This is a genomic window from Clostridium sp. (assembly GCF_029267215.1).
Taxonomy (GTDB): domain Bacteria; phylum Bacillota; class Clostridia; order Clostridiales; family Clostridiaceae; genus Sarcina.
Genome location: NZ_JARIDH010000068.1, coordinates 26,574 through 39,179 on the forward strand (window position 1 = coordinate 26,574; position 12,606 = coordinate 39,179).

Annotated in this window: 11 protein-coding genes; 9 read left to right on the forward strand and 2 right to left on the reverse strand. The window is 27.7% G+C overall.

The window, feature by feature from the left end:
• The first annotated feature begins 22 nt into the window (after window positions 1-22).
• Genes speD through speB form a run of 4 tightly spaced genes read left to right on the forward strand, consistent with a single transcriptional unit; the run spans window position 23 to window position 4,014 of the window.
• A complete protein-coding gene (gene speD, locus Q1K13_RS11355; RefSeq protein WP_300350916.1) occupies window positions 23-838 on the forward strand; it encodes an adenosylmethionine decarboxylase in 816 nt (271 codons plus the stop codon).
• A 16-nt stretch (window positions 839-854) separates the two neighbouring features.
• Window positions 855-2,309: an aminotransferase class I/II-fold pyridoxal phosphate-dependent enzyme gene (locus Q1K13_RS11360; RefSeq protein ID WP_300350918.1), complete on the forward strand. Its 1,455-nt coding sequence runs from the start codon at window positions 855-857 to the stop codon at window positions 2,307-2,309.
• Between the two features lie 12 nt (window positions 2,310-2,321).
• Window positions 2,322-3,173, forward strand: coding sequence for a polyamine aminopropyltransferase (speE, locus tag Q1K13_RS11365; RefSeq protein ID WP_300350919.1), 852 nt, complete (start codon window positions 2,322-2,324; stop codon window positions 3,171-3,173).
• Window positions 3,160-4,014, forward strand: a complete 855-nt coding sequence (gene speB, locus Q1K13_RS11370; RefSeq protein WP_300350922.1) for an agmatinase — start codon at window positions 3,160-3,162, stop codon at window positions 4,012-4,014. Before speE ends, speB begins: the two co-directional genes overlap by 14 nt.
• Before the next feature lie 344 nt (window positions 4,015-4,358).
• Here speB and Q1K13_RS11375 read toward each other — a convergent pair whose 3' ends face one another.
• Complete coding sequence (locus Q1K13_RS11375) at window positions 4,359-4,628, reverse strand: DUF1294 domain-containing protein (RefSeq protein ID WP_300350925.1); 270 nt, start codon at window positions 4,626-4,628, stop codon at window positions 4,359-4,361.
• A 106-nt stretch (window positions 4,629-4,734) separates the two neighbouring features.
• Between Q1K13_RS11375 and Q1K13_RS11380 the strand changes: the two genes are divergently transcribed.
• The 5 genes from Q1K13_RS11380 to treR all read left to right on the forward strand — a co-directional run bounded on the left by Q1K13_RS11380 (window position 4,735) and on the right by treR (window position 11,667).
• Window positions 4,735-5,391 carry an FMN-dependent NADH-azoreductase gene (locus tag Q1K13_RS11380; RefSeq protein WP_300350928.1) on the forward strand — a complete coding sequence of 219 codons (657 nt, stop codon included), beginning with the start codon at window positions 4,735-4,737 and terminating at the stop codon, window positions 5,389-5,391.
• A 199-nt stretch (window positions 5,392-5,590) separates the two neighbouring features.
• Entirely contained in the window at window positions 5,591-5,935 is a 345-nt protein-coding gene (locus Q1K13_RS11385) for a hypothetical protein (protein ID WP_300350931.1), read from the forward strand.
• A 1,125-nt stretch (window positions 5,936-7,060) separates the two neighbouring features.
• Window positions 7,061-8,482, forward strand: coding sequence for a PTS system trehalose-specific EIIBC component (treP, locus tag Q1K13_RS11390; protein ID WP_300350934.1), 1,422 nt, complete (start codon window positions 7,061-7,063; stop codon window positions 8,480-8,482).
• Between the two features lie 299 nt (window positions 8,483-8,781).
• Complete coding sequence (gene treC / locus Q1K13_RS11395) at window positions 8,782-10,452, forward strand: alpha,alpha-phosphotrehalase (protein ID WP_300350936.1); 1,671 nt, start codon at window positions 8,782-8,784, stop codon at window positions 10,450-10,452.
• 507 nt (window positions 10,453-10,959) lie between these two features.
• Window positions 10,960-11,667, forward strand: a complete 708-nt coding sequence (treR, locus tag Q1K13_RS11400) for a trehalose operon repressor (RefSeq protein WP_300350938.1) — start codon at window positions 10,960-10,962, stop codon at window positions 11,665-11,667.
• A gap of 540 nt (window positions 11,668-12,207) precedes the next feature.
• Here the strand turns inward: treR and Q1K13_RS11405 are convergent.
• On the reverse strand, window positions 12,208-12,366 hold the full coding sequence (locus tag Q1K13_RS11405; protein ID WP_300350941.1) for an NUDIX hydrolase: 159 nt from the start codon (window positions 12,364-12,366) through the stop codon (window positions 12,208-12,210).
• Between the last annotated feature and the right edge of the window lie 240 nt (window positions 12,367-12,606).

The window sequence follows — 12,606 nt, forward strand, 5'->3', positions numbered from 1 at the left end:
AAAATTGTAAAAGGAAGGATTGATGTTAGGGTTGAAGGAAAAAATATGCCTTTACGGTTTTAATAATCTTACTAAAACTTTAAGTTTTAATATTTATGATATTTGTTATGCAAAAACAGATAGAGAAAAAGAAGATTATATAAAATATATAGATGAGCAATATAATTCTGAACGTCTTACAAAAATACTTTGTGATGTTACAGAAATGATAGGAGCTCATGTTTTAAATATTTCAAAACAAGATTATGAACCACAAGGTGCTAGTGTTAATATTCTCATTACTGAGGAAGCATTACCAGTGGCACTTATAGACTCATCGTGTAATAAAGGAGATATATCTTATTTAAAATTAAGAGATAGTATAGTAGGTCACTTAGATAAGAGTCATCTTACTGTTCATACTTATCCAGAATTTCATCCAAATAACGATATAATTTCTTTCAGAGTTGATATTGATGTATCTACTTGTGGAAAGATATCTCCGCTTAACGCTTTAGATTATTTAATTGGAAGCTTTGATTCAGATGTAATTACTATTGATTACAGAGTCAGAGGCTTTACAAGAGATATGGATGGTAGAAAGTGTTATATAGATCATGATATAAGATCAATTCAAGATTATATAGATGAAGAGACTTTAAAAAGATATGATGCTATGGATATTAATGTTTATCAATCAAATATATTCCATACAAAAATGATGCTTAAGGATGTTGTTTTAAATAACTATTTATTTAATGCAGATCCATATGACTTAACACCAAATGAAAGAAGAGAAATTAGAGATAGATTGTCAAAAGAAATGATTGAAATTTATGGTGGTGTAAATATTTATTAAATAGGGAGGGATTTTTATGAAAAGACTTTCTCAAAAAAATGCTCCTATTTATGAAGCATTAAAGTGGTACAAAGGTCAAAGAATTGTTCCTTTTGATGTGCCAGGTCATAAGCAAGGAAGAGGAAATAAGGAACTAAGAGAATTTTTAGGTGAAGATTGTGTTTCAGTTGATGTAAATTCTATGAAACCTTTAGATAATCTTTGTCATCCAACATCTGTTATAAAAGAGGCTGAGGATTTAGCAGCAGAGGCCTTTGGAGCAGACAAGGCATTCTTTATGGTAAATGGTACTACATCAGCAGTACAAGCTATGATTATGAGTATTTGTAAAGATGGTGACAAAATTATAATGCCTAGAAATGTTCATAGATCAGCAATAAATTCTTTAATAATAACAGGGGTTACTCCTGTTTATATTAATCCAGGTATAGATAAAAGATTAGGAATTTCTTTAGGTATGTCTTTAGAGGATATTAAAAAGGCTATTAAAGAAAATAAAGATGCTAAGGCTATTTTTGTTAATAATCCAACTTACTATGGAATTTGTTCAAATTTAAGAGAAATAGTTAAATTAGCTCATGAAAATAATATGTATGTTTTAGTTGATGAAGCACATGGAACTCACTTTTATTTTGATAAAAGACTTCCAGTATCAGCTATGGAGGCAGGGGCAGATATGGCTGCTGTTAGCATACATAAAACAGGAGGTTCCCTAACTCAAAGTTCAATTTTACTTATGAAGAGTAATGGAATAAATCCTGATTATGTGAGAACAATCATAAATTTAACTCAGACAACAAGTGCATCTTACTTATTATTATCTTCTTTAGATATAGCAAGAAGAAATTTAGCTTTAAATGGAGAAGAAATATTTGAAGAGGTTGTTAGTATTTCAGAATATGCAAGAGAAGAAATAAATAAAATTGGTGGATATTATGCTTTTTCTAGGGAAATTAATAATGGCGATGATATTTATGACTTTGATATAACAAAACTAACAATAAACACTTTAGAAAGTGGACTTGCTGGAATTGAGGTTTACGATATTTTAAGAGATGATTATGGAATTCAAATTGAACTTGGAGATTTAGCTAATATTCTTGCAATAATATCAGTTGGTGACACTAGATATAATATTGAGAGATTAGTTTCAGCTTTAAGTGAGATTAAAAGAATACATGAAAAAGATAAGAGAGATATTTTCGATCATGAATATATAAATCCTATAGTTAAGGTTTCACCAAGGGAAGCTTTCTATTCAAAGAAAAAGACTATTTCTTTAGAAGAAAGTCAAGGATTAATTTCAGGTGAGTTTGTAATGTGTTATCCACCAGGAATACCAGTTCTTGCACCAGGTGAAGTTATAACTGATGAGATTATAGAATATATTAAATATTCTAGAAAAAAAGGATGTTTAGTAACAGGTCCAGAGGATATGGAAATTAAAAATATAAATGTTTTAGATTATTAGGAGGATCAAATTATGGAATTATGGTACACAGAAGAGCATACAGACAAGGTACGTTTCTCAATTAAGGTAGATGAGCAAGTTTATAGTGGACAAAGTGATTTTCAAAGAATAGATGTATTTAAATCACAAGAGTTTGGAACTTTCTTCACATTAGATGGATTAATGATGGTAACCGAGAAAGATGAATTTATTTACCATGATATGATAGTTCATATTCCAATGGCTACAAATCCTAATATTAAAAATGTATTAGTTATAGGAGCAGGAGATGGAGGTACAGTAAGAGAGCTTACTAGATACAATACTATAGAAAGAATAGATATGGTTGAAATAGATAAATTAGTTGTGGATGTTTGTAGAGAATACTTACCACAAACAGCTAGTAAGTTAGATGATGAGAGAGTAAGTTTATTCTTTGAAGATGGATTAAAATTTGTTCGTTCAGTAGAAAATAAATATGATTTAATCATAGTCGACTCAACAGATCCATTTGGACCAGGAGAAGGGTTATTCACAAGAGAATTCTATGGAAATTGCTTCAAAGCATTAAAAGACGATGGAATACTTGTAAATCAACATGAAAGTCCATATTATGATGCTTATGCAAGAGGAATGAAGAGAGCTCATAAGAGAATAAAAGAGTGCTTCCCAATTTGTAGAGTTTATCAAGCACATATTCCAACTTATCCATCAGGACATTGGTTATTTGGATTTGCTTCAAAGAAATATGATCCATTAACATCTGATATAGAAAAGTGGAATGACTTAGGACTAAAAACTAAGTACTATAATACTGAATTGCATAAAGGCTGCTTCGCATTACCTAATTATGTTAAGGAGATTTTGGAGAATGTTGATGAATAGAAATGTAAGCACATTTATAGGATGTGAGTCAGAATATGATAAATCAAGTATAGTTGTATTTGGTGCTCCATTTGATTCAACAACTTCTTTTAGACCAGGAACAAGATTTGCAAGTCAGGTTATGAGAGGTGAGTCTTGGGGATTAGAAAGTTATAGTCCATATCAAGATAAGGATCTTTATGATTATAATTTTTTTGATGGTGGAGAATTAGAACTTCCATTTGGAAATTCAGAAGAGGCATTAATAAAGATTGAAGAATTTTCAAGAAAAGTTGTTGAAGATGGAAAAATTCCAGCTATGATAGGGGGAGAACACTTAGTAACATTGGGATCATTTAAAGGAGTATTTAAAAAATATCCTGATGTTCATGTTATTCATTTTGATGCCCATGCTGATTTAAGAGAAAATTATTTAGGACAAAAATTATCTCATGCAACTGTATTACACAGAGTTTGGGATTTAGTTGGAGATAATAAAATCTTTCAATTTGGTATTCGTTCAGGTGATAGAGAAGAATTAAAATGGGGAAAAGACCATGTTTATACAAATAAGTTTAACTTAGATAATTTAGAATATGCTATTGAGAAAGTTAAAGATAAACCAATTTATGTAACGATAGATTTAGATGTTTTAGATCCATCAGTATTTCCAGGAACAGGAACACCAGAGCCAGGAGGAGTTCAATTTAAAGAATTATTAGATGGTATATTAAAACTTAAAGGTTTAAATATTGTAGGTTTTGATGTAAATGAATTATCACCTCAATATGACCAAACAGGAGCATCAACTGCTGTTGCCTGCAAAGTTTTAAGAGAAATGTTATTAATAGCAAGTAAATAGAATAGACTTTAAAATCTATGCTATAACTTTATAAATAAGGTTAAGATAACTGAGTTTAAAAATAAATTCCATGTTAATTAATTTAGTCAAAGTTTATGAAATTCATTAACATTTACTAGAAGACTTGCTTTTTATAAATTTAATATAATTAAGTGTAAAATAAAAGTAGTTATATTAGGTTATCCTCTAATATAACTACTTTTTATGTTTTTTATGTTTTAGCTCAGTGTTAACTTTGTATATCTTTTAAATTATATATAAAGTAAACATTAGATTAAGACATATTTTAATAAAACTTATAAATACTGAGAAGAGAATATATTTGTAAGTTTTATTTTTTAGTTTTAGTATTGTTGAATAATCCAGAAAGCTAAAAGAATTTGGATGATTAATATTACTGGAATTCCTAATGAGAATTTAGCATGCTTTGTTTTATGATGAAATGCATACATTCCACATAACCCTCCTATACTCCCACCAATTACTGAGAGAGATATAAGTGTATTCTCACTTATTCTCCATTTATGCTTTTTGGCTTTTTGTTTATCTATATACATAAGTGATATTGAAACTATGTTTATTGCTATTAAATAGATTATTATTGTTTTTGTCAAAAGTATTCCTCCATTATTTTTAAAATATAATAAGCATAAATATTATAATAAATTTTTCATAAAACTCACAATATAAGAAGAGAAATATTTAAACGAGGTGAGTAATATGAAAAAACTACTCTATATTACAGTAAATTCAAAACCAGAAGAATTATCTTCTAGTAAGACTGTAGGAAGAGCTTTTGTAAACAGATTTATGGAATTAAATCCAGAGTTTGAAATTGAAGAAGTTGATCTTTATAAGGACTTTATACCTAGATTAGAAGATAAGCATTTTTCAGGAAGAAGTTCCTGCATAGATCATAATGACAATAGTTTAGATGAAAAGACTAAAAAAGAAGTTGAAAGAATATTAGAACTTAGCAATCAGTTTAAGGAGGCTGATTTATATGTAATAGCAGCTCCTCTTTGGAGTTTATCATTCCCAGCACCACTTAAGGAATATATAGATTGTATTATTCAAAATAAGATAACAATTAAGATTTCTCCAGAGGAAGTAAAAGGTCTTTTAGATGATAAACAAAGAGAAATGGTTTATATTCAGTCTTCAGGAGGAGAAATTCCTTGGCTTATGAGAGGAGTATTTAATAAAGGATTAAACTATGTGGAAGATATAATGAAGTTTTTAGGAATAAAAAAATTTCATCAATTACTGGTTGATGGAACTGGATATAGTACTGAAGAGAAGTTTAAGGCAGAGGATAAGGCTATAGAAAAAATTGATGATGTAGTAAAAGGAATTAATTTTAGTAATAAAGGTTAGTATTTAACCTGTTATATTTTTAATAAAATATTTTAAGATTATAAACCAATATATGTGTTATAATACATATATTGGTTTTATGTTATGTATATATTAATATATGAGAATATGTGAGAGGAGATTTAATAAGAGCATGTAAAATGCTATTTTAGAAATGAAAAATTAATCTATAATTGTTTTAAGGAGGGGGAGACAAGTCTTGGATATAAAACCATTAGATGATGTTATGAGTTATTTTTCATTTATATTTTTAACATATATATCATTATTTTTGGTCGTAATTATTAATTTTTTTAAAACTATTCATATTACTAAAAAAATTATATCAAAAGATACTAAAAAAATTATTTTTACAGATTTAATCATTAGCGTAATATGTGGTATAGCTATGTATTATGGAATGTTATTCATGGGTGTTTTGGCTGACAACGATGCACTAAATTGGTCCTATTGGAATAAATGGCTTATGTTTATAGGGGCTACTAGTTTTGTTATTTTTATAATTAATTTAATTATAGTTTTGAGAAATAAAAATAAATGCTAAATATTTTTAGAGTAATCAACTAAAAGGGGCTTTATCAAAATATAATAATAAAACTTGTTTTGCTACACGCTCTTTTTTTATACTTTATTTTCAATAATAATATTATTATTGAAAATAATTTAATATAATAAGAACAAATGTTTGCTTTTGTTTTAGTAATATGTTATAATTAATTAAAGAAATTATTTTAGAGCACATCTAAATAATTAATCATTTATGTAGTATGGTTTAACTTAAAAGGTATAAAATAAAGGGATATAAAGATCAATTAGAAGAATTATAAATCACTTCAATAAGAAATTTCATTTCAATGAGTAAATATTATCTATAGTAACTTATTAGTTTTTTAACTAAATTTTAGAAAATTTTCCTACATCAACGAAATAGGTGCTGAGTAATTCACTTAATAGGTAATATAATACTAAAAATATCTTATAAATTCCAGCAAGTAATATTAATTTATATGAATTTTATAATTATTTATATAAGTTTAATAGACTATTTGGTAAGCAATAAGATTTCAGTTTATTAGCTTATTATTAAAATAGTAATATTAGATTAGTTGATAACTCATAAGAGAAACTAAAAATATTATGATTTTTAATAAAAAGCTTATTTTTAGTATATGTTGATTTTAGCTTCTATTAATATATCTAATTGTTAAAATAGAAAAGATAAATAGGTTGAATCATAAAGTGATTTTTACATAGATAAAAGATTAAAATATAGGAGGATTTTATTATGTTAATATATAATATTTGTAATGAATTTAGTAAAAATAAGAAAAAGCAGAATAATAGAAACGAAAACAAAAATAAAGCAGTTAAGAAGATATTAAAAAATGCTAAGAATAAGTAATAGTATAGTATACTATAATAAAGTAGGCTGCCCTTAAAATAACTTTTAAATTTATTTTGAGGACAGCCTTTTGTAATTATTTTTGCTCTTTTTTAGCTTCTTTCTTTTCTTTAAATTTTTCTTAGTATAACATGAAAAGTTATTTATAAGAATAAAACCTCTAGAAAAAACTTTTGAAAACGATAAATGAAAAGGTTGACATAACTTATACGTATATGTTAGTATATATTTACAAGATATACGTACAAGTTGAATGGAGGGGAAAATATGAGTAAGTTTGAGAATGATGCAAAGTTACTAGTAAATTATATAGGTGGAAAAGAAAACGTAGCTTCAGTAACTCACTGTGCTACAAGAATGAGATTCGTTTTAAATGATACAAGTAAAGCAGATGTAGATAAGATAAAAGCTATTCCTTGTGTTAAAGGAACTTTCACACAAGCTGGTCAATTTCAAGTAATTATAGGACCAGAAGTTTCAATATTTTATAATGAATTTGCTAAGCAAACAGGAGTAGAAATACAAAGTAAAGAAGAAGTTAAGAAAGCTGCTAAGAAGAACATGAATATAGTTCAAAGATTAGTAGCAGGACTTGCAGAAATATTTGCACCATTAATACCAGCAATCATAGTTGGAGGTCTTATATTAGGTTTCCGTAATGTAATAGGAGATATGAAGTTACTTGAGGGTGGTACAAAGACTTTAGTACAAGTATCACAATTCTGGGCTGGAACTTATAGTTTCTTATGGTTAATAGGGGAAGCAATATTCCACTTCTTACCTGTAGGTGTTGTTTGGTCAATAGCTAAGAAAATGGGAGCAGATCAAATGCTAGGTATAGTAATAGGTATTACATTAGTATCACCTCAATTATTAAATGCGTATGCAGTAGGTAGTGGAGCTAAGATTCCAGTTTGGGACTTTGGTTTTGCACAAGTTCAAATGATAGGTTATCAAGCACAAGTATTACCAGCAATCATGGTTGGATTCACTTTTGTTTACTTAGAAAGATTCTTTAAGAAGATTACACCAGGGCCAATACAAATGATTATAGTACCTTTCTTCTCAGTAGTACCAACAGTATTATTAGCACACACACTTTTAGGACCAATAGGTTGGAAGATTGGTAGCGTGATATCAGGAGTTATAGTAGCTGGTTTAACATCATCCTTTGGATGGTTATTTGCAGGAATATTTGGTATGATTTATGCACCATTAGTTATAACAGGATTACATCACACTTTGTTACCAGTAGATTTACAACTTATAGGTGATATTGGTGGAACATTTATATGGCCAATGATAGCATTATCAAATATAGCTCAGGCATCAGCAGTTTTAGCTATGATATATGTAAATAGAAAGAATGAAGATGAAAAGCAGATTTCAATTCCAGCATGTATTTCAGGATATTTAGGAGTAACAGAGCCTGCTATGTTTGGTATAAACTTAAAATATTTATATCCATTTATAGCAGCCATGATAGGATCAGGAATTGCAGGAATGTTTTCAATGATTACTGGATGTATAGCAAACTCAGTTGGAGTTGGTGGATTACCAGCAATATTATCAATAAGATCAAGTAGTATGTTAATGTACTTAGTAGCAATGGCTATTGCAGTGGTAGTACCATTCATATTAACAATAGTATTTTCAAAAACAAAATTAGCTAACATGGCTTCAAAATGATAGGAAAGGTGGGGGCAAACTCCACCTTTTATTATCTATTCTTTTAAGACATTTATGTTATCCATAATTCAGAGATTATTGAATTACGCTTAGAATTTCTATTTTTTCTAAAGAAACAATGAAATTCTAAGTGCTCATTCAAATATCACTTCATCTATAGATAACATAAATTTCAATAAAATTGTTGGACTAGATTAAAACTTAAGAGTGTATTTTGAAATTAACAATAGTTGACAGAAAGAATAATTTAGAATATATTTAAAATAACTTATACGTACAAGTTTGGCGGGGTGGAAAATATGAAAAACTTTAAGAAAAGCGTTGTATATCAAATATACCCAAAATCATTTAAGGATTCTAATGGAGATGGATTTGGTGATTTAAGAGGGGTAATAGAAAAATTAGACTACCTAAAGGGATTAGGTGTTGATTATATATGGATGACTCCATTTTATGTGTCTCCACAAAAAGATAATGGATACGATATTGCAGATTATTATAATATAGATTCAAGATACGGAACTATGGAGGATTTTGAGGAGTTAGTAAGTGAAGCTAAGAAAAGAGGAATTGATTTAATGCTTGATATGGTATTTAACCATACATCAACAGAACATGAATGGTTTAAGAGGGCGTTAAAAGGAGAAAAAAAATACAAGGATTATTATATATTTAAAGAAGGAAAGAAAGATGAACCACCAACAAATTGGGTTTCTAAATTTGGGGGAAATGCTTGGGAATATGTTGAGGAAATGGGAGAATATTATCTTCATCTATTTGATGTTACTCAAGCTGATTTAAACTGGGATAATCCAAAGCTTAGAGAAGAAATTTATAAAGTGGTCAACTTCTGGATAGAAAAAGGAGTTAAAGGCTTTAGATTAGATGTTATAAATCTTATTTCAAAACCAGAGAAATTTGAAAATGATTATGAAGGTGATGGAAGAAGATTTTACACTGATGGACATAGAATTCATGAGTATTTAAAAGAACTTAATGAAAGAACTTTTGGTAAGGATGTAAAAATTATCACAGTTGGAGAAATGTCATCCACTTCCATTGATAACTGTATAAAATATTCAAATCCAAAGGAAAAAGAGTTAACAATGGTGTTTAACTTCCACCATTTAAAAGTTGATTATAAGAACGGACAAAAGTGGTCATTAATGGACTTTGATTTCTTAGAGCTTAAGAAGATATTTGATAATTGGCAAAGAGGAATTATAAATGGGGGAGGATGGAATGCATTATTCTGGTGCAACCATGACCAACCAAGAGTAAATTCAAGATTTGGAGATGTTTATAAATATCATAATGAATCTTCAAAAATGCTTGCAACATCAGTTCATATGATGAGTGGAACTCCTTATATTTATCAGGGAGAAGAGATTGGAATGACTAATCCTTACTTTGAGTATATAGAAGAATATAAGGATGTTGAATCAATAAATTACTTTAATATTTTGAAAGAAGAGGGAGTAGAGGAGAAGGAAATAATAAAAATTCTTCAAAGTAAATCAAGAGATAACTCAAGAACTCCAGTCCAATGGAGTGAGGATGAAAATGCTGGATTTACAACAGGAAATCCTTGGATAAATGTAGCTAAAAACTATAAAAATATAAATGTTAAGAGTGCATTAGAGGATGAAACATCAGTATATTATCATTATAAAAAGCTTATAGAACTTAGAAAAAATGAAGATGTAATTGCTTATGGTGATTATATTCAGCTTTTAAAAGAAGATACTAAGGTATATGCTTACGAGAGAAATTATAATGGAGAAAAATTAGTTGTGGTAAATAACTTCTATGGAAAAGAATATAAAGTCGATTTATCAAAGGAAATTGAAAACTTAGAAGATTTTAATAAGAAAATATTATTATCTAACTATGATGAAAGTGGCTTGGATTTAAGTGATTTAACTTTAAGACCTTATGAATCAATAGTTTATAAACTAGGGGTTCTTTAAACCAAGCTTCATAATTAAGTCTAATATAAAACTAGAGTTGTATAAAAACTTAATATAAAACTTTCAAACATATTCAGAGAGTTACTAGATTTAATCAAGAATTTAAAGTTATTCTCTTCATATTGTTTGAAAGTTTTATTAAAAAGTTACTTTGATACATCATCAGTTTAATTTTTAACCCCCAAGTAAGAAAAATTCAAAGTAATCATTTTTTTCTTCTTCTTTTTATAAAAGACACCAATAATAAATAATGTCATGAATCCTGCTGTTAATATATATTAAATCTTCCAAGTATTTCACACTCTAGGGTCGTATAGTAGCTTAATATTCTATACTTTTATTATACAAATTTAATAACATATAAGGTTGTATTTACAAGTTTTGTTATTAGGTATGACAAATCTTGTTTTAATGTATTATGTGTGTAAAGTGGGGAAGGTAGTTTATTGTAATTTCTTATGATAAACTAATATTAGTAATATGTAATTGTTTAGGAGCGATTAAAATATGTCTAGTAAGTATTTAAATATATATCATGAGATAGTAGCAAAAATAGATAGTGGAGTATTTGAAGTAAATAGTAAACTACCATCAGAATCACAACTTATGGATGAGTATGGAGTGTCAAGGGATACAGTAAGAAAGTCTTTAAATTTATTAGAGCAAAATGGATACATAGAAAAATCAAGAGGAAAGGGATCTTTTGTTCTTGATGTTAATAAATTTAATTTCCCAGTTTCAGGAATAAAGAGTTTTAAGGAAATAGAGAAGAGTTTAGGAAAAAGCTGTGAGACTATTGTTGAAGAATTAACTTTAAAAAGTCCAAGTGATAGAATGGTTAAAAAACTTGAGGTTTCACCTAATCAATATGTTTGGAAAATCGTAAGAACTAGAAATATTGATGGAGAAAAGATAATTTTAGACAAGGATTATGTAAACTCAGAGTTTGTACCAAGGCTTACAGAAGAAATATGTGAAAATTCACTTTATGATTATATAGAATGGGATCTTGGGCTTAAAATTGCCTATGCTGAGAAGGAAATAACAGTTCAAAATGTTACAGAAGAGGATAAGAAACTGCTTGATTTAAGAGGATATGATATGGTTGCTGTAGTTAAGAGTTACACATATTTAGAGGGGAGAAAGCTATTCCAATACACAGAATCAAGACATAGACCAGATAAATTTAAGTTTGTAGACTTTGCAAGAAGATAATAGGTTTAGTTTTTTGTTATTTAATATAAATAAATAGAGTTTACGGCATATAAAAATAAAAGGCTTTGTTTTAAAGTAGTGTTCATTTAATATAAATCTTAAGGGATAGCTAAAATCAATAGACTCTGAAAAAGAGTAAATAAAAAATAGGCACTAGTATTTAAAATACTGCCTATTTTTATTGTGTGAAATACTCACTAATTATAGAATAATGGAGAAGTCTATTAATTTAAGTTAAATATAAAATTTTTAAGGAGTATTTATTTTGGAGAATTTCAAGAAGTATTATTTTTTTATATATTTATTGATTTTAGGGTTAATTGAGAGTTTTATTCCACTTAAGTTATATGCATAGTGGGTAATATTGTAGTAAGAATTTTAATCAAGGTGGTTAAAAGAGTAAAATAGGGGGAATATTTAAGTGGTATTTTATAGTTATATACTTGGAAAAACTATGATCTAATTTATGGATTTGTTTTAAAATAAATATCACTTAAGATAAAGTCTAATTTATAAAAGAGCTACTCATATAACTAAAATTCACTCCTTAGAACTTTCATTCATTTTTACTCTTCCGCCTGGTAAATAATAATGTGAATCCTCACCATCTCTCATAATTAGTAATTTATTATTATGAATAATAATTCCTGTAACCCTATAATTAAATATTCCTTCAGTTGCTTTAAATGTAATATCCATTAAAATGCATCCTATACCATATGTTTATAAAGTTTATAAGTATATTATGAAAAAAAGAGAGTACTTCCGTTGTACTCTCTATTTTAAGGAATAATGTTTAATACTTAAAATAGCAAAGGAAAAAGTTTAGATGTAGTAAAGGCTAATTTAGGAAAGCCATTTAAGTATTAAACAATTTTTAAAAAGTTAATAATGTTTACAATTTATTTATAATATTTTTTTAGCTTATTGTCAAATAAA

What these genes read in the sequence shown, in the direction of transcription:
- treC (WP_300350936.1), top strand. Translation starts at nt 8,782, where the DNA reads ATGAAAAACTTTAAGAAAAGCGTTGTATATCAAATATACCCAAAATCA.
- speD (WP_300350916.1), top strand. Translation starts at nt 23, where the DNA reads ATGTTAGGGTTGAAGGAAAAAATATGCCTTTACGGTTTTAATAATCTT.
- speB (WP_300350922.1), top strand. Translation starts at nt 3,160, where the DNA reads ATGTTGATGAATAGAAATGTAAGCACATTTATAGGATGTGAGTCAGAA.
- speE (WP_300350919.1), top strand. Translation starts at nt 2,322, where the DNA reads ATGGAATTATGGTACACAGAAGAGCATACAGACAAGGTACGTTTCTCA.
- treR (WP_300350938.1), top strand. Translation starts at nt 10,960, where the DNA reads ATGTCTAGTAAGTATTTAAATATATATCATGAGATAGTAGCAAAAATA.
- treP (WP_300350934.1), top strand. Translation starts at nt 7,061, where the DNA reads ATGAGTAAGTTTGAGAATGATGCAAAGTTACTAGTAAATTATATAGGT.
- Q1K13_RS11405 (WP_300350941.1), bottom strand. Translation starts at nt 12,366, where the DNA reads ATGGATATTACATTTAAAGCAACTGAAGGAATATTTAATTATAGGGTT.
- Q1K13_RS11360 (WP_300350918.1), top strand. Translation starts at nt 855, where the DNA reads ATGAAAAGACTTTCTCAAAAAAATGCTCCTATTTATGAAGCATTAAAG.
- Q1K13_RS11380 (WP_300350928.1), top strand. Translation starts at nt 4,735, where the DNA reads ATGAAAAAACTACTCTATATTACAGTAAATTCAAAACCAGAAGAATTA.